Raw genomic sequence first — 16,480 nt, forward strand, 5'->3', positions numbered from 1 at the left:
GGGCGCGACGTACAAGCAGGGCGAGCGCGGGCTACTCGTCCTCGGAATCCTCAACATCGTCCGGCGACACCTTCGTGACCGCCGACGAACCATCGCCCTCAAGCAGACGCGACAGCTGACGCCCCACAATCCGCTTGAACTTCCGCTTCTGCGGGCGCGTACGGTCCAGAACCGCCACCTCGAGCCGCTCCGCGGGAATCTCCCGCTCACTGCCGTTGGTGTCCCGCGACAGCGCCTGCACAGCCAGCTTCAAGGCCTCAGCAAGCGACATACCGTCCCGGTGACGCTGATCCAGATAGCTGCTGATCTGCTCCGCGTTGCCACCGACCGCGACCGAGCCGTGCTCGTCCACGATCGACCCGTCATGCGGCAGACGATAGATCTGATCGCCCTCGGGGGTCTCCCCCACCTCCGCGACCACCAGCTCCACCTCGTACGGCTTCTCCGCCGCACTGGAGAAGATCGTGCCGAGCGTCTGAGCGTAGACATTCGCCAGACCACGCGCCGTCACATCATCACGGTCATAGGTGTAACCACGCAGATCGGCATAGCGCACACCGCCGATCCGCAGATTCTCGTACTCGTTGTACTTGCCGGCGGCCGCAAAACCGATCCGGTCATAGATCTCGCTGAACTTGTGCAGCGCACGGGACGGGTTCTCACCGACGAACACGATGCCGTCGGTGTACTGCAGCACGACCAGGCTGCGACCGCGGGCAATGCCCTTCCGGGCATACTCGGCCCGGTCGGCCATCGCCTGCTGGGGTGAGACATAGAACGGCGTCGACACCGGCTGTCCGTCCCTTTCTGTCAGTGGTTCTGTCGGTCACGCAAAAGGACCCGCAAACGGATCCGACAGGTACGGATCAAAGCAGAGCGGCCCGCGGACCGTCAGGCTGCTCCAGGCGCCGCTCCAGGATCGACCGCGCGATCTGAGAGGACTCATCGGCGGTCAGCTTCCGGAACCCGTCATCGGTGATCACAGTCACAATCGGATAGATCCGGCGAGCAACATCCGGACCACCGGTCGCCGAATCGTCATCGGCCGCGTCATACAGAGCCTGCACCACAAGCGTCGTGGCCTGCTCCTCGGTCAGATCCTCGCGGTACAGCTTCTTCATCGCCCCACGCGCGAAGAGCGAACCCGAACCCGTGGCCGCATAGCCGTGCTCCTCGGAACGGCCACCCGTCACGTCGTACGAGAAGATCCGGCCCTTCTCACGATCCACGTCATAACCCGCGAAGAGCGGCACCACCGCCAGCCCCTGCATGGCCATACCCAGGTTGGAACGGATCATCGTGGAGAGCCGGTTCGCCTTGCCCTCGAGCGAGAGCTGCGCCCCCTCAACCTTCTCGAAATGCTCCAGCTCCAGCTGGAAGAGCTTCACCATCTCGACAGCGAGACCGGCCGTGCCGGCGATACCCACCGCCGAATACTCATCGGCCGGGAACACCTTCTCGATGTCCCGCTGCGCGATGACATTACCCATCGTCGCCCGCCGGTCACCGGCGAGCACCACACCACCGGGGAACGTCACGGCGACGATCGTCGTGCCGTGCGGCGCCTCGATCACACCCTGCACGGGCGGCAGCGACCGCTTGCCCGGCAGCAGCTCCGGCTGATGCTCGGACAGGAAGTCCATGAAGGACGAGGATCCGGGCGTCAGGAAGGCAGCTGGTAGACGCCCGGTGCTACGAGTATTGGCTTCCACGAGGTTCCTTCCAGATAGGCGGCAGCCCGACGAACAGTGTCGGGATCATCTCCCAACTTGCCGATGGCCGAATTGCAGTTGAAGCACAGTACGTCACGGACCCTACCCGTGTTGTGGCAGTGATCCACATGTACAGCCGAGGCCTTTAGAGACAGATCACACAGGGCCGACAGAGGGCCCGCGACCCTTCACGGGAGGCCTTTTTGCGCGCGAAGGCCGTCCGCGGTTGCACTTCCCGGCACCGCGAACAGCGCTTCACGCCATGCTCTTCAGACGCTAGAGCCGCCCCCGCCCTTCACCTTCCATTCGAAGGTAAAGAGGTCTTACTCCCCGCCCTTCTGGACGAACGAGCGCACGAAGTCCTCGGCATTCTCCTCGAGTACGTCGTCGATTTCGTCCAGAACGGAGTCCACGTCGTCGCTGAGCTTCTCCTGGCGCTCCTTGAGGTCCTCCGAAGCCTGCGCGTCCTGCGCCTGCTCCTCGACCTCCTCCGTGGAGCGCGTCGCCTTCTGCTGGCCGCCGCCGGTGTCCTTGGTCGCCATAACCCTCACCCCGCTCGATTCGCCCGACTCGGTTCGATCGGTCAAGATCAGACCCTACAAGCAGGGTCCGACATCGGCCCCGCCGTTGTTACAACGTCCGGGGACCACCTCGATGATTCCCACACGCAGTCCTTTTCAGCCCCGGCAGCCAGGTCCGGGCTACCAGGGGTGGTCAGCCCCCGTCAGCCGCCGGAGAGGACCCTGACCAGGTCCTCCGCCGTGCGGCACCGGTCCAACAGTTCCTTGACGTGATTACGCGTTCCGCGAAGCGGCTCCAGGGTGGGCACCCGCTGGAGCGAGTCGCGGCCCGGCAGGTCGAAGATCACGGAGTCCCAGGAGGCGGCGGCGACGTCGTCGGCGTACTGCTCGAGGCAGCGGCCGCGGAAGTACGCGCGTGTGTCCTCCGGGGGCTTCGCCTCGGCCCGCTCGACCGTCTCCTCGTCCAAGAGCCGCTTCATCTTGCCGCGGGCGACGAGACGGTTGTAGAGGCCCTTGTCGGGGCGTACGTCGGCGTACTGCAGGTCGATGAGCTGCAGGCGTGCGGCATCCCAGTCGAGGCTGTCGCGGCGTCGGTAGCCCTCCATGAGCTCTCGTTTGGTGACCCAGTCGAGTTCGCCGGAGAGGCTCATGGGGTCGTGTTCGAGGCGGCCCAGGACGTCTTCCCAGCGGGTGAGGACGTCTTTGGTCTGGTCGTCGGCGTCGGCGCCGAAGCGTTCCTCGACGTATTTGCGGGCGAGCTCGTAGTACTCCATTTGCAGCTGGACCGCGGTGAGCGTGCGGCCGCTGCGGAGGGTGACGAGGCGCTGCAGTGTGGGGTCGTGGGAGACCTGGTGCAGGGTGCGTACCGGCTGGTCGACGGCGAGGTCGACGGCGATGAAGCCGTCTTCGATCATCGACAGGACCAGTGCGGTGGTGCCGAGCTTGAGGTAGGTGGAGATCTCCGACAGGTTGGCGTCGCCGATGATGACGTGCAGCCTGCGGTATTTCTCCGCGTCGGCGTGGGGTTCGTCGCGGGTGTTGATGATGGGGCGTTTGAGTGTGGTCTCGAGGCCGACTTCGACTTCGAAGTAGTCGGCTCGCTGGCTGATCTGGAAGCCGTGTTCGTGGCCGTCCTGGCCGATGCCGACGCGGCCGGCGCCGGTGACGACCTGGCGGCTGACGAAGAACGGGGTGAGGTGGCGCACGATGTCGGAGAAGGGGGTTTCCCGCTTCATCAGGTAGTTCTCGTGCGTGCCGTAGCTGGCGCCCTTGTTGTCGGTGTTGTTTTTGTACAGGTGGATGGGCTGGGCGCCTGGGAGCTGGGCGGCGCGTTCGGCGGCTTCGGCCATGATGCGCTCGCCGGCCTTGTCCCAGAGGACGGCGTCCAGGGGGTTGGTGACTTCGGGGGCGCTGTATTCGGGGTGTGCGTGGTCGACGTAGAGGCGTGCCCCGTTGGTGAGGATGACGTTGGCGAGGCCGATGTCCTCGTCGGTGAGCTGGCTGGCGTCGGCGGCCTCGCGGGCGAGGTCGAAGCCTCGCGCGTCGCGCAGCGGGTTCTCCTCTTCGAAGTCCCATCGGGCGCGGCGCGCCCGGTGCATCGCCGCCGCGTATGCGTTGACGATCTGGGACGAGGTGAGCATGGCATTGGCGTTGGGGTGGCCGGGGACGGAGATTCCGTACTCCGTCTCGATGCCCATTACTCGCCGTACGGTCATGCGGCCCTCCTTGCCCGGCGGCGCCCTCGGTCGGGGGCGGCGCTCAAGTACCGCTGGTGCTCCGGTGCGTGTGCGGTGCCCGTCCCCGCACTGCGCGACTCGGCGGTACCGAAGAGCCTAGAACGCCTTTGCGCTGGTGGGGAGATCATTTTCGTCTTTGCTCTCGCTCGGGTGTCGCCACGGTGAGGAGCTGTGTGCGGTCTGTCAGTATCAAGAAAGCAGTCGGCTGCGGGTACCCGTGGAGGACACCCGCAGCCGTCCTGTCTTTTACAGGTACTGACCGGTGTTCGCCACCGTGTCGATGGAGCGTCCGGTGTCTGCGCCCTGCTTTCCGGTGACGAGGGTGCGGATGTAGACGATCCGTTCGCCCTTCTTTCCGGAGATGCGTGCCCAGTCGTCCGGGTTTGTGGTGTTCGGCAGGTCTTCGTTCTCCTTGAACTCGTCCACGCATGCCTGGAGGAGGTGGGAGACGCGGAGGCCCTTCTGGTTCTGTTCGAGGAAGGCCTTGATGGCCATCTTCTTCGCGCGTCCGACGATGTTCTCGATCATGGCGCCGGAGTTGAAGTCCTTGAAGTAGAGGACTTCCTTGTCGCCGTTGGCGTACGTGACCTCGAGGAAGCGGTTTTCCTCTGATTCGGCGTACATCTGCTCGACGACGGACTGGATCATGCCGTGCACGGTGGCGGCCTTGTCATGGCCGTGCTCGGTCAGGTCGTCGCTGTGCAGCGGAAGCCGCTCGGTCAGGTACTTGGCGAAGATGTCCTTCGCCGCTTCGGCGTCCGGGCGCTCGATCTTGATCTTCACGTCCAGGCGCCCTGGGCGCAGGATCGCGGGGTCGATCATGTCCTCGCGGTTGGAGGCACCGATGACGATGACGTTCTCGAGGCCTTCCACGCCGTCGATCTCGGCGAGCAGCTGGGGGACGATGGTGTTCTCCACGTCCGAGCTGACGCCGGAACCCCGGGTGCGGAAGAGGGACTCCATCTCGTCGAAGAAGACGATGACGGGTGTGCCCTCGCTGGCCTTCTCGCGGGCTCGCTGGAAGACCAGGCGGATGTGGCGCTCGGTCTCGCCGACGTACTTGTTGAGGAGCTCGGGGCCCTTGATGTTCAGGAAGTACGACTTCCCGGCGGGCTGGCCGGTCACCTCGGCGACCTTCTTGGCAAGGGAGTTGGCGACGGCCTTGGCGATCAGTGTCTTGCCGCAGCCGGGCGGGCCGTAGAGCAGCACACCCTTGGGGGGCCGCAGCTCGTGCTCCTTGAAGAGGTCGGGGTAGAGGTAGGGGAGCTCCACCGCGTCCCGGATCAGCTCGATCTGGCCGCCGAGACCGCCGATCTTCTCGTAGGTGATGTCCGGGACCTCTTCGAGGACCAGCTCTTCGACCTCGCTCTTGGGCACGACCTCGTAGACGTAGCCGGAGCGGGGTTCGAGCAGCAGGGCGTCGCCGGGGCGGATGGTGACGTCCAGCAGCGGCTCGGCGAGCCGTACCACCCGTTCCTCGTCGGTGTGCCCGAGCACCAGGGCGCGCTCGCCGTCCTCGAGGATCTCCTTGAGGGTGACGATGTCCCCGACCCGCTCGAACTCCATGGCCTCGACCACGTTGAGCGCTTCGTTGAGCATGACTTCCTGGCCGCGCCTGAGCTCGTCGAGCTCGACGCTGGGGCTGACGTTCACCCGGAGCTTGCGGCCCCCGGTGAAGATGTCAGCGGTGCCGTCCTCGTTCGCCGTGAGGAAGACACCGAAGCCGGCCGGCGGCTGTGCGAGCCGGTCGACCTCCTCCTTGAGGGCCACGATCTGGTCTCGGGCCTCACGGAGCGTGTTCGCGAGCCGCTCGTTCTGTGCGGACACGCCGGCCAGGTTGGTCTGCAGCTCGACGATCCGCTCTTCGAGAATTCTCGTATGGCGCGGAGAGTCGGCGAGCTTGCGGCGCAGGACGGCGATTTCCTGCTCGAGATAGGCAATCTGACCGGCAGGGTCGTCGGACCCTCGACCCGGGCGGATGCCGCGGTTGATGTCGTCGTCGTGGGCTGCCACGGTCCTCACCTCCTCCAAAGGGAGCTGGACGCTTCCAGACCCTACCTGGGTGGGTGTCGATTGAAACCCCTAGATCACAAAGACGGTCGGGGTGTGTCCGATCTTCACCCTTGCGCTGCCCTTCACGCCAGGGGAATACCCACCCAACAACATCGGAAAGCGGGCGGTTGTATCGTCGAAGCGTTCAACACCCGTCAGACCTGGCCCGACTTGCGAGTGGGGCCGGTGGTCTCGGCGAAGGGAAATGGCAGGAGATATGACCGTGCAGGACGAGGCCGGCGCCGACAGTGAGGCTCTGGAGGTCTGGATCGACCAGGACCTGTGCACCGGCGACGGGATCTGCGCCCAGTATGCACCGGAGGTCTTCGAGCTGGACATCGACGGTCTGGCCTATGTGAAGAGCCCTGCCGACGAGCTTCTGCAGACTCCGGGGGCCACAACGCCCGTTCCACTGCCGCTTCTGCGGGATGTGGCCGACTCGGCCAAGGAATGCCCGGGCGAGTGCATCCATGTACGTCGCATTTCGGACAGGGTCGAGGTGCACGGACCGGACGCTGAGTGACCGCGCTGCTGCGCAGCGCCATGAAAAGCAGGGGCCCGGGCGGGAATATCTCCGCCCGGGCCCCTTGCCGTGTCTGATGCGTCACATTTTCTTTGCCGGTGCCTGTGTGTGCCGCGGGCTGGACGGCTGTGTCTGTCGCCGTCCGGGCGGCTGTGGGGTGCGCTGCTGTGCGCCGGAGCGTGTCAGACGCCGAGTGCCCCGGCGGGTGTGGAGCGCACGAACGTGCCGTTCTTCCACTGCCACTTGACCTTCTGCTGCAGGTCCGGGCAGCAACTGGGTACGTCGGGCGACGAGTAGCCGAGCAGGGTGGCGGTGACGGCTCCGTGCTCGACGGCGAAGTCGGAGACCGTGAGGCGGTCCTTGGGGGCGACGAGTGTGGCCACGACGCGGGGGGCGGCGTCCCGGTCGGTGGGCTGCGTGATCACGTAGACGCCGTTCGGCGGGGTGCCCGAGCCCGCATCGCAGCGCACGACGGCGACGGTCTCGGGTCTGCCGTCGCCGTCGAGGTCCCCGGAAGCCTTCTTCTGCACCACGGTCTTGGCGGAGCCGCAGTTGAGGCCGAAGTCGACGGCAGCCGGGTCCGGGGCGTCGGCCACAGCGGAGTGGCGGGTTTCCGGCTGGGCGGCGGTGGCGGCTTCGGACTGGAAGATGGACGAGCCCGCGACCACGGCGGCGAGCGCGGTGGCGGTGGCCACCCAGTGGATCGGGCGGGTCTGGGTGTGTGCCAGTTCCGGGACGGCGGATTGCTGCACTAGGAGCGTCTCCTGCGAGGGCTGTGCCGGTGGGGGTGGCCAGCATGGTGCCATACCTCACACTGAGGCGGAACGGCGGGGTCCGGTGGAGCTGGCGGTACGTCAAGGAAACAGCGCCGTTGAGTAGTTCTCGGGTGGCTTCCGGGAACTGGGCGGGGAGATTTGTCCGTTGAAGTGCCGTTGGGCGGCTGGTGTGTGGGCTCTTCCTTACGGCACTTCTTCGCGGCGCTTCTTCACGCGGGGCACGCCGCGCTGTTGGGCTTGGTTCGCTGCAGTCGGCAGGTCGGGCAGGACGAGTCCTCCGCGCCTGTCGTGAAAAGGGGGGCGGGCCAGGCCACTCGGTCCAGGGGCTCGCGGCGGGCGGAGGACCGACGAAGGGCCGCCGGCGGGGTCAGCGCGGCGGCCCTTTGAGTCGTGCGGTCGACGGCCCGCGCGTCAGCGGGGCGTGCCTCCGTCGGCGTTCGGTCCGGAGTAGTCCTCGCCGTAGGCGCCCTTCGCGGGGCGGCGCCGGCGCGTGGGGGGCTCAACGCCGTCCGCGAGGCGGCGGGCGGTGAGCAGGAAGCCGGTGTGGCCGATCATCCGGTGGTCGGGCCGGACGGCGAGACCCTCGATGTGCCAGTTGCGGATCATCGTCTCCCAGGAGGTCGGCTCGTTGAAGGAGCCGATCTCGCGGATGGACTCGACGGTCCGCGCGAGCTGGGTGGTGGTCGCCACGTAGCAGCAGAGGATGCCGCCGGGGACGAGCGCCTTGGAGACGGCCTCCAGGCACTCCCAGGGGGCGAGCATGTCGAGGATGACGCGGTCGACGTCGGTGTCCGACAGGTTGTCCTGCAGGTCGCCGACGGTGAGCTGCCAGGCGGGGTGCGGACCGCCGAAGTAGCGCTCCACGTTCTGCCGGGCGATGTCGGCGAAGTCCTCACGGCGCTCGTAGCTGTGCAGCATGCCGTGGTCGCCGACGGCGCGCAGCAGGAAGGTGCTGAGCGAGCCGGAGCCGACGCCCGCCTCGACGACGCGTGCGCCGGGGAAGATGTCGGCGAAGGCCAGGATCTGCCCCGCGTCCTTGGGGTAGACCACGGCGGCGCCGCGGGGCATGGACAGTACGTAGTCGGGGAGCAGGGGGCGCAGCGCGAGATAGGCGACGTTCCCCGTGGTGCGGACAACGCTGCCCTCGGGAGCGCCGATCAGCTCGTCGTGCGGGAAGGACCCCTTGTGGGTGTGGAAGTTCTTCCCGGCCTCGAGCGTGAACGTGTAGTGGCGGCCCTTGGGGTCGGTCAGCTGTACCTGGTCCCCGACCTTGAAGGGCCCGCGCCTGCGGGCGGCACCGGTCGGTTCGGACATGTGACCAGCCTACCGGTCCTGGCCGGGGCCGCTGACCACGTGGGCGGTGCCCTCGGCGGGTGAAAGCTCTCGGCACAGGGCGCGCCTCGGAGACGATCCCAGCCCTAAGAAGCGGGCCGGGCCATCGCCTTGACGAAGGCGCGCTCCACGTCGGCCGCGGACAGCACTCCGTAGATCTCTCCGGTGTCCTCGACCACCAGGTACTCGGTGGCGGGCGTCGCGCGCAGCACGTCGAGGAGCTCCTCGCCGGCTAGCTCGGCGGAGACCCGCATGCCGTCGGTCAGCTCCTGCGCGAGACCGCTGACCGCGACCCAGGGCCTGCGGTGCTCGGGCACGCCGACGATGGCGGCCTCGCGCACCACCGAGAGCGGGTCGCCGTGTGCGTCGACGACGACGAGGGCGCGGGCTCCGGCCTCGTTCGCGCGACGCAGCGCCTCGGACAGCGGGGTGTCGGTGGTGACCGGGACGGCCCGCCGGGTGAGGGTGCGGGCCCGCAGCTCGGGCAGGTGTTCGCGGAGCCGGGCCATACGGAGGCTGTTGCCTGCGCCGGTCCAGATGATCGCCGCGAGGATCGCCGCGAGCAGGGCGTCAGTGACGGTGTCCATGCCGCTGATCTGCTCGGCGCCGGAGCCCAGGGCTCCGGACTGGGTGAGCATCGGCAGCCCGACGAGTACGGAGATCGCAAGGGCGCGGCCGACCCAGGCCGCGGCGACCGTGCCGCTCATGGGCTTGCCGGTGATCTTCCAGATGACGGCGCGCAGCATGCGGCCGCCGTCCAGCGGCAGCCCGGGGAGGAGGTTGAAGGCGGCCACGATCAGGTTGGAGATCATCAGGCCCGCGAGGAGCACGCCGGGCACGGTGTCCCGCTCGACGACCTGCATGCCGGCGTAGAAGGCCCCGGCCAGTACGAGCGAGAGCAGCGGCCCGACGAAGGCCAGCACGAACTCGCGCCCGGGTGTCTCCGACTCCTTCTCGATCTCGGAGACGCCGCCGAAGAACTGCAGCTGGATACGGCGTACGGGCAGCTTGAAGCGGAGTGCCGCGACGGTGTGGGCGAGCTCATGGACGAGGACGGACGCGTAGAAGGCGACCACGAAGAAGAGGGAGGCGAGATAGCGGGCGGCGCCGAGCTCCGGCAGCACGCGGTCGAGCTGTCCGGCGAAGACCCAGGTGATCAGCGCCGCGACGAGGAACCAGCTGGGCGCGACGTAGACGGGCACACCGAAGGGCCGTCCCATGAGCAGCCCGCCGCCGGGCCCCCGCGGCGGCTTGCCCGGCCCGCCCGGGCCGGGCCCCGTCTGCGGGCCTTGCCCTCCCGGCCCTCCCGCGGACCCGCCGGACGAGGATCCGCCAGCGCCACCGGCGTGACCCCCGCCGCCTCCACTGCCACCGGCCTGACGCTCCGCAGCCGTGCCGCCCCAAGGCCCTGCAGATCCGACGACCGACGGTTCGCTGGGCCGCTCGCCGCGCGAAGGCCCTGCCGGCCCGTCGGCCGGGCGTCCTCCGGGCGCGCTGGCGTGCTGTGCCGCGGAAGCCTCGTTCCGCCGCTCGGCCGTGTCGGCTGTTGCCTGTACCCCGGAGCCATCCGGGCCGCCCTCGCCGGCGCCGCCGTTCGGTCGGCTCGCGGGCGCGTCTACGGACTGGACCTTCGCGGCATCGGATCGCTGCGTCGCGGAAGCATCCACCGGACGGTCCTCGGGGCCACCGCTCGGCCGCTCTGCGGTGGTGTCGCGCCCCGTCTGCGCCGCGGTGGCGTTGCTTGGCGTCTCAGCGCCGGAATGGGAGGACGGGACTGAAGGCGCGGCCGGATCCGAAGGGGCCGGCCGAGTCGACGGTGCGGGCGGACTCGTAGGTGCGGACGGCCCAGACGGGTGGGCCGGCTGGGCGTGGGGGTCCGGTTCGGCGGAGTCCGGCACATTCGGGTCGGGGCGCTCCGGCGCGAGCCCGGCGCGGTCCCCGTTCGCGAGCGGGGCGTCGTCCCCGGAGCCCGCGGGCGGTGCCGTCCGCTCGGACGGGGCATCGGCGCCGTCCGAGCGTGACGGAACGATGCGGCGCTCGTCCGCTTCGCTGTTGCCCGACCGCGGCTGTCCGCGCCCGCCGCTCTCGTCCACGGTGTCCCCTCGTTCGAAGCGTCCCTCGCCCCTGCTGTCGCCTGTCGCGGTCATGCAGGGCGAGTGGGTCTGCTCGTCGATGGTATGCGGCCGCTCCCTCGCGTTCCGCCCCGACTCCCCCTCTCTCCGCCCGGGTTGCCTGCCCGTACGGATGCGGGTACAGAGCTGTATGCGTACGGCATTGTCAGTGGCGGGCCGTAAGGTCGTCGTCATGGAAACCAGCTCCGACGGTGCCGCGGCGGCCGCGCCTTCTGCCGTGGCTGCCGCGCCTCCGGCGTCGCTGTCGCCCTCACGTGCCGGCGACTTCATGCAGTGCCCGCTGCTCTACCGGTTCCGGGTGATCGACAGGCTGCCCGAGAAGCCGAGCGAGGCGGCCACCCGCGGCACCCTGGTGCACGCCGTACTGGAGCGGCTGTTCGACGCCCCTGCAGCCGAGCGTACGGCGCCGCGCGCGAAGTCGCTGATCCCCGGCCAGTGGGACCGGCTGCGCACGGCGAAACCGGAGCTGGCGGAGCTCTTCGCCGATGCCGACGAGGAAGCGGCTGGCGAGCGGCTGGCCCGGTGGCTGGCCGAGGCCGAGGCGCTCGTGGAGCGCTGGTTCTCGCTGGAGGACCCGACCCGGCTCGAACCCGCGGATCGGGAACTGTTCGTGGAGGCCTCCCTGGACTCGGGGCTGAAGCTGCGCGGCATCATCGACCGCGTCGACGTGGCGCCCACGGGCGAGGTCCGGATCGTCGACTACAAGACGGGCAAGGCCCCGCGCCCCGAGTACGCGGAGGGCGCCCTGTTCCAGATGAAGTTCTACGCCCTGGTGGTGTGGCGTCTCAAAGGCGTCGTGCCGCGCCGCCTGCAGCTGGTCTACCTGGGCAGCGGTGACGTCCTGACGTACGACCCGGTCATGGCGGATCTGGAGCGCGTGGAGCGCAAGCTGCTGGCGCTGTGGGACGCCATCAGGCTCGCAACGGACACGGGCGACTGGCGGCCGCGCCCGACCAAGCTGTGCGGCTGGTGCGATCACCAGGCGTTCTGTCCGGAATTCGGCGGGACTCCCCCGCCGTATCCGCTTCCGATCAGAACGCGCGCGTCCGGCGGTGACCGCCTCCCGGTCGATCCGGTCGGCCCCATCGGTGATGAGCTCCCGGTTGCCGCGGCTGGATCCGCCGGCGGATCCGAGGCCGAGGGCCGCGGCACGGCCGGATCCGGCGGCACGTCCGAGGCCGAATAGCCGCGCCGCGGCCGGATCCGGCGGCACTTCACCCGAGGCCGATGGCCGCCCGCTCCCCGCCGGTACTGCCCACCGTCGGCCATCACCCCCCGTGCGCGGCGACGGGCGCCGACAGCAATCAGCCACCCTCCAGGGCGCCCGGGGAAGGCGGTGCCGCGCAGGGCAGAATGGGCCCGGCCTAGCGAAGGAGAATTACGTGGCGATCCGCGTCCTACTGGTCGACGACCAGCCGCTGCTGCGCACGGGGTTCCGGATGATTCTGGAGGCCGAGCAGGACATCGCGGTCGTCGGCGAGGCCGGGGACGGCCTGCAGGCGCTCGACCAGGTCCGTGCTCTCCAGCCCGATGTCGTCCTGATGGACATCCGCATGCCGCGCATGGACGGGGTCGAGGCGACCCGGCAGATCACCGGGCCCGGCCGGGACGGTCCGGCGAAGGTCCTCGTGCTCACCACCTTCGACCTCGACGAGTACGTGGTGGAGGCGCTGCGGGCGGGCGCCAGCGGCTTCCTGCTCAAGGACGCCCCGGCGAACGAGCTGGTCCAGGCGATCCGGGTGGTCGCGGCGGGTGAGGCGATGCTCGCGCCGAGCATCACGCGCCGGCTGCTCGACAAGTACGCGGGTCATCTGCCGTCCGGTGACGAGCCGGTGCCGGACACGCTGCACACGTTGACCGAGCGCGAGGTCGAGGTGCTGAAGCTGGTGGCCCGCGGCCTGTCCAACGCCGAGATCGCCGCGGAGCTGTTCGTGAGCGAGACCACCGTCAAGACGCATGTGGGGCATGTGCTCACCAAGCTGGGCCTGCGCGACCGGGTCCAGGCCGCGGTGTACGCGTACGAGAGCGGTCTGGTGCGGCCGGGCGCCCAGTAGGCTCCCGGACATTCCCGGTCTTCCAGGCCTTCCCGGTCCTCCCGGACTCGCCGGGTCCAGCTACCGGGAACACTAGCCACCCCGAACACCAGCCACCGATAACAGCGGAAACGCCGAGGGCCGCCCTCTCGAGAGCGGCCCTCGTTGCACAGCACCCGCTGGGTCCCCGGTGCGCGGCACGCGAGCCCCACGCGGCTCGGTGCCGGCTCAGCCCTTGCTGATCTCCCAGAACCGGAAGACCGTCGACGCGTCGAGGCAGTTCTCCAGGCCGTACACGCGCTCGTGGACGACCGCGTACTGCTTGGCCTGCCACACGGGGACGACAGGCAGCTGGTTGGCCACGATGTCCTGGAGCTGTGCGTACTGCCTGTCGGTCGCGGTGCGGTTGCTCTGGGCGGCCGTGCGGGGAATGATCTTCCCGGTGATCGTGCTGTTCTCGTAGCGGTTGTCGAGGACGTTGCCGTCGCCGAAGAAGGGCTGCGTGAAGTTGTCGGGGTCGGGGTAGTCCGGCACCCATCCCTTCACATAGACGCCGTACTTGCCGGCCTGAATGTCCTTCTCGTACTCGTCGAACTCGACCGACTTGACGTCGGCGTCGAACAGTCCGCTGGCGTTGAGCTGCTTGGCGATCGCCTTGAACTCCTGCACGGTGGCCGGGCCGTAGCGCGACGGGGTCGCCCACAGCGTCAGCTTCACCTTGCCCGTGATGCCCTCGGCGCGCAGCGCCTCCTCGGCCTTCTCGGGCTGCGGCCGGGCGCCATAGGTGTCGAAGAAGGCGGTGTTGTGGCCGCCGATGCCGGCCGGGATGATCGAGTAGAGCGGCGTGGCGGTGTCCTCGTACACCTCGTTGACGAGCGCCTCCCGGTCGAGGAGGTAAGCGATCGCCTTGCGCACGCCGAGCTTGCCGACGACCGGGTCCTCCATGTTGAAGACCAGGTGCTGTACTTCGGCGCTGGAGCCCTCGACGACGTCGATGCCGTCGCTCTTGCCGGAGGTGTTCTGCTGGATGTCGGCGATGTCCTGCGCGGCGAGTCCGCGGTAGGCAAGGTCGATCTTGTCGTTCAGCAGCGCGTTCTTCAGGGCGGTCTGGTCGCCGTGGAAGAACTTGATGGTCATCCCGGAGTTCTTGACCTCGGCGGTGCCCTTGTACTCCGGGTTGACGGAGAAGACCGCCTCCTTCTTGTTGAAGGAGTCGAGCTTGTAGGGCCCGGAGCCGACCGCCTTGCCGTCGGTGCGCAGCCCGTTCCTGCCGTACTCGCGGTGGTCCACGATCGAGCCGGCGCCGGAGGCGATCTTGCTGGGGAAGGTGGCGTCGGCGTACTTGAGCTTGAAGACGACGGTCTTGGCGTCCGGGGTCTCGACCTTGTCGAGCATGGGGAACATGATCGCCGGACCGGCGTCGTCGTCGATCTTCATCATGCGGTCGAAGGAGAACTTGACGTCCTTCGAGGTGAGCGCGTGGCCGTTGCTGAACTTCAGGCCGTCGCGCAGGGTGCACTCGTAGATCTTGGTGCCGGCGTCGGTGAAGCCGCACTCCTCGGCGGCCTCCGGAGAGGGCTCCGTGGCGCCCTTGGGGAAGCTCAGCAGCGACTGGAAGACGTTGTTGAACAGCAGCCACGAGCCGGGGTCGTAGCCGGACGCCGGGTCGGTGGCGAGGACGTCGTCCGACATTCCCATCACGACGGCCTCGCCCTCGTCGGCCGAGGCGCCGTCCTGGGAGCTGCCGCAGCCGGCCAACAGGGCGGCGGCCAGCCCCGCGCTGAGGGGCGGGACCAGCCACTGGTTGCGCATTTTCACCTACGTGTGCCTTGTCGTCGTTCTCCGAAGGGGCTCTGGCCTGCGATTCGGGCCAGGTCAGCCGCTCATGCCGCGGCTGAGCTCCCACAGCTGAAGGGTCGAGGAGGAGTTGAGGGCCCACTCCGTGCCCGTGATGTCGTCGCGGGCCGCGATGTACTGCTTCCCCTGCCACAGCGGCAGCACCGGGACGTCGTCGGCGACGATGTTCTGGATCTCCTGGAGACTGCCGGACGCGGCGAGGCGGTCGGCCTCCCGGCGCGAGTCCGGGATCAGCTCCTTGCGGATCGTGGAGTTGGCGTACGGGGAGCCGAGGAAGTTGTCCTTGTCGAGGAACGGCGCAAGGAAGTTGTCGGGGTCGGGGAAGTCCGGGAACCAGCCCATGCCGTAGACCGCGTACTTGCCCTTGGACTCGTTCGGGCGGAAGGTCGCCCACTTCTCGCCCTTGATGTCGACGTCGAACAGGCCGCTGTCGTTCAGCTGCTTCTGCAGCAGCTCGAACTCCTTCTTGGTGGCGGGGCCGTAGTGGTCGGTCGTGTAGTCCAGCGTCAGCTTCACCGGCGTCGTGATGTTGGCCCTGGCCAGAATCGAGCGGGCCTTGGCGGTGCTCGGGTCGCCGTACTTGTTGAAGAACGAGTTGGCGTGGCCGGTGATGGTGGCCGGTACGAGCGAGTACAGCGGCTCGGCGGCCGTGCCGTAGACCTCCGACGCGATCTCACCGCGGTCGACGATCTGCGCCATCGCCTGCCGGACGGCCTTGCTCCTGACCTGCGGGGCGTCGGTGTTGAAGCCCAGGTAGCGGATCTCCAGGCCGGGCATCTCGATGAGCTCGATGTCGCTGCGCGCTCCGCCGTTGGAGTACTTCTCGATCTGCTCGGGGGACATGGTGCGGGTCATGATGTCGATGTCGCCCTTGTCGAGCGCCGCGCCCATGGCGTCGGCACTGGAGAACGACTCCATCTCGACCTTCTCGTTCTTCGGGGTCAACTCGCCCTGGTACTCGGGGTTCTTGGTGAAGACCGCCTTGACGAGCTCGTTGTTCTTCGTCTCGACCTCGACGGTGTAGGGACCGGAGCCGTCGACGTGGAATCCGTCACGCAGCTTGTTCTTGGAGTAGTCCTTCGGGTTGACGATGCCCGCGGCCGGCGTGGCCAGTTTGTACGGGAAGGTGGCGTCCGCGGTGTTGAGGTGGAAGATGACCTCGCGGTCGCCCTTGGTCTCGACGGTGTCGATGCTGGACAGCAGACCGGCCACTCCGCTGTCGCTCTTGATGGCGCGGACGCGGTCGATGGAGTACTTCACGTCCTCGGCCGTGACGGCGCTGCCGTCGGCGAACTTCAGGCCCTTGCGCAGGGTGCAGGCGTAGCGCTCGTTGCCGTTGTCGCTGAATCCGCACTTCTCCGCGGCCTCCGGCTCCGGCTCCCCGTCGCCGCGCGGCAGGGCCATCAGGGTCTGCAGCGTCTGCCGCAGGATGTTCCAGGTGCCGACGTCGTAGGCGTACGCCGGGTCGAGGGGCGCGGGGGCATCGGCCGATGCACTGAACCGGTCGGTGGTGCCGACGACGATCGCCTTACCGTCGTCGCCTCCGCTGTCGGAGCCGCCGCAGGCGGCGAGGGCGGGGGCGAGCAGGCCGGTGACGGCCGCCAGAACCAGGATCTTGCGGTTCATGCTCGAAGTTCTCCAGAGCTTTAGATGCCCGTGCCACCCGGCAGCGGGGGGTGGGTGCTGACGGGGCACAGACCGGTACGGCGATGTTCTCGCGTCGACATTAGTGCGCAGCGCAGGGCGGCCCGCCGGGGCTGGAGTTGAGGGTTCATCACGCAGTGACACCGGGCGTGGACACACCGA

Annotated in this window: 14 protein-coding genes; 3 read left to right on the top strand and 11 right to left on the bottom strand. The window is 68.3% G+C overall.

Features of this window, described 5'->3' with window-relative positions; translation table 11 throughout:
• Window positions 1-31: 31 nt before the first annotated feature.
• The 6 genes from prcA to arc form a co-directional block, all read right to left on the bottom strand.
• Window positions 32-790 (bottom strand): proteasome subunit alpha, encoded by a 759-nt coding sequence (gene prcA, locus ABT009_RS06255; RefSeq protein ID WP_351290091.1) that lies wholly within the window; start codon window positions 788-790, stop codon window positions 32-34.
• 76 nt (window positions 791-866) lie between these two features.
• The gene (prcB, locus tag ABT009_RS06260) at window positions 867-1,712 is read right to left on the bottom strand and encodes a proteasome subunit beta (protein ID WP_351290093.1); all 846 of its coding nucleotides are present in this window, start codon (window positions 1,710-1,712) and stop codon (window positions 867-869) included.
• A complete protein-coding gene (locus ABT009_RS06265) occupies window positions 1,664-1,840 on the bottom strand; it encodes an endonuclease domain-containing protein (protein WP_351290095.1) in 177 nt (58 codons plus the stop codon). Before ABT009_RS06265 ends, prcB begins: the two co-directional genes overlap by 49 nt.
• Window positions 1,841-2,035: 195 nt before the next feature.
• Window positions 2,036-2,254 carry a ubiquitin-like protein Pup gene (locus ABT009_RS06270; RefSeq protein WP_011027899.1) on the bottom strand — a complete coding sequence of 73 codons (219 nt, stop codon included), beginning with the start codon at window positions 2,252-2,254 and terminating at the stop codon, window positions 2,036-2,038.
• A 182-nt stretch (window positions 2,255-2,436) separates the two neighbouring features.
• The gene (gene dop, locus ABT009_RS06275; RefSeq protein ID WP_351290097.1) at window positions 2,437-3,948 is read right to left on the bottom strand and encodes a depupylase/deamidase Dop; all 1,512 of its coding nucleotides are present in this window, start codon (window positions 3,946-3,948) and stop codon (window positions 2,437-2,439) included.
• A gap of 267 nt (window positions 3,949-4,215) precedes the next feature.
• Entirely contained in the window at window positions 4,216-5,982 is a 1,767-nt protein-coding gene (gene arc / locus ABT009_RS06280; protein ID WP_351290099.1) for a proteasome ATPase, read from the bottom strand.
• Window positions 5,983-6,238: 256 nt separating this feature from the next.
• Here arc and ABT009_RS06285 point away from each other — a divergent pair, with 256 nt between their 5' ends.
• Window positions 6,239-6,544: a ferredoxin gene (locus tag ABT009_RS06285; RefSeq protein WP_351290101.1), complete on the top strand. Its 306-nt coding sequence runs from the start codon at window positions 6,239-6,241 to the stop codon at window positions 6,542-6,544.
• A 182-nt stretch (window positions 6,545-6,726) separates the two neighbouring features.
• On the opposite strand, the gene ABT009_RS06290 is transcribed toward ABT009_RS06285, so the two are convergent.
• From ABT009_RS06290 to ABT009_RS06300, 3 genes are all read right to left on the bottom strand, one after another.
• Window positions 6,727-7,296 carry a hypothetical protein gene (locus ABT009_RS06290; protein ID WP_351290103.1) on the bottom strand — a complete coding sequence of 190 codons (570 nt, stop codon included), beginning with the start codon at window positions 7,294-7,296 and terminating at the stop codon, window positions 6,727-6,729.
• Between the two features lie 435 nt (window positions 7,297-7,731).
• Complete coding sequence (locus ABT009_RS06295) at window positions 7,732-8,634, bottom strand: tRNA (adenine-N1)-methyltransferase (protein WP_351290105.1); 903 nt, start codon at window positions 8,632-8,634, stop codon at window positions 7,732-7,734.
• Window positions 8,635-8,738: 104 nt separating this feature from the next.
• Window positions 8,739-10,319 (bottom strand): site-2 protease family protein, encoded by a 1,581-nt coding sequence (locus ABT009_RS06300; protein ID WP_502989824.1) that lies wholly within the window; start codon window positions 10,317-10,319, stop codon window positions 8,739-8,741.
• 637 nt (window positions 10,320-10,956) lie between these two features.
• Between ABT009_RS06300 and ABT009_RS06305 the strand changes: the two genes are divergently transcribed.
• Together ABT009_RS06305 and ABT009_RS06310 are read left to right on the top strand one after the other, a co-directional pair.
• Complete coding sequence (locus ABT009_RS06305) at window positions 10,957-11,970, top strand: RecB family exonuclease (RefSeq protein WP_351290109.1); 1,014 nt, start codon at window positions 10,957-10,959, stop codon at window positions 11,968-11,970.
• A 196-nt stretch (window positions 11,971-12,166) separates the two neighbouring features.
• A complete protein-coding gene (locus ABT009_RS06310; RefSeq protein ID WP_351290111.1) occupies window positions 12,167-12,838 on the top strand; it encodes a response regulator in 672 nt (223 codons plus the stop codon).
• Window positions 12,839-13,045: 207 nt separating this feature from the next.
• Here ABT009_RS06310 and ABT009_RS06315 read toward each other — a convergent pair whose 3' ends face one another.
• Both ABT009_RS06315 and ABT009_RS06320 read right to left on the bottom strand, forming a co-directional pair.
• Complete coding sequence (locus tag ABT009_RS06315) at window positions 13,046-14,635, bottom strand: ABC transporter substrate-binding protein (RefSeq protein ID WP_351290113.1); 1,590 nt, start codon at window positions 14,633-14,635, stop codon at window positions 13,046-13,048.
• Between the two features lie 57 nt (window positions 14,636-14,692).
• A complete protein-coding gene (locus ABT009_RS06320) occupies window positions 14,693-16,300 on the bottom strand; it encodes an ABC transporter substrate-binding protein (protein WP_351290115.1) in 1,608 nt (535 codons plus the stop codon).
• Window positions 16,301-16,480: the final 180 nt, after the last annotated feature.

The organism is Streptomyces sp. NPDC002896 (genome assembly GCF_040295225.1).
Classification (GTDB): Bacteria; Actinomycetota; Actinomycetes; order Streptomycetales; family Streptomycetaceae; genus Streptomyces.

What these genes read in the sequence shown, in the direction of transcription:
- ABT009_RS06270 (WP_011027899.1), bottom strand. Translation starts at nt 2,254, where the DNA reads ATGGCGACCAAGGACACCGGCGGCGGCCAGCAGAAGGCGACGCGCTCC.
- dop (WP_351290097.1), bottom strand. Translation starts at nt 3,948, where the DNA reads ATGACCGTACGGCGAGTAATGGGCATCGAGACGGAGTACGGAATCTCC.
- ABT009_RS06285 (WP_351290101.1), top strand. Translation starts at nt 6,239, where the DNA reads ATGACCGTGCAGGACGAGGCCGGCGCCGACAGTGAGGCTCTGGAGGTC.
- ABT009_RS06295 (WP_351290105.1), bottom strand. Translation starts at nt 8,634, where the DNA reads ATGTCCGAACCGACCGGTGCCGCCCGCAGGCGCGGGCCCTTCAAGGTC.
- ABT009_RS06305 (WP_351290109.1), top strand. Translation starts at nt 10,957, where the DNA reads ATGGAAACCAGCTCCGACGGTGCCGCGGCGGCCGCGCCTTCTGCCGTG.
- ABT009_RS06320 (WP_351290115.1), bottom strand. Translation starts at nt 16,300, where the DNA reads ATGAACCGCAAGATCCTGGTTCTGGCGGCCGTCACCGGCCTGCTCGCC.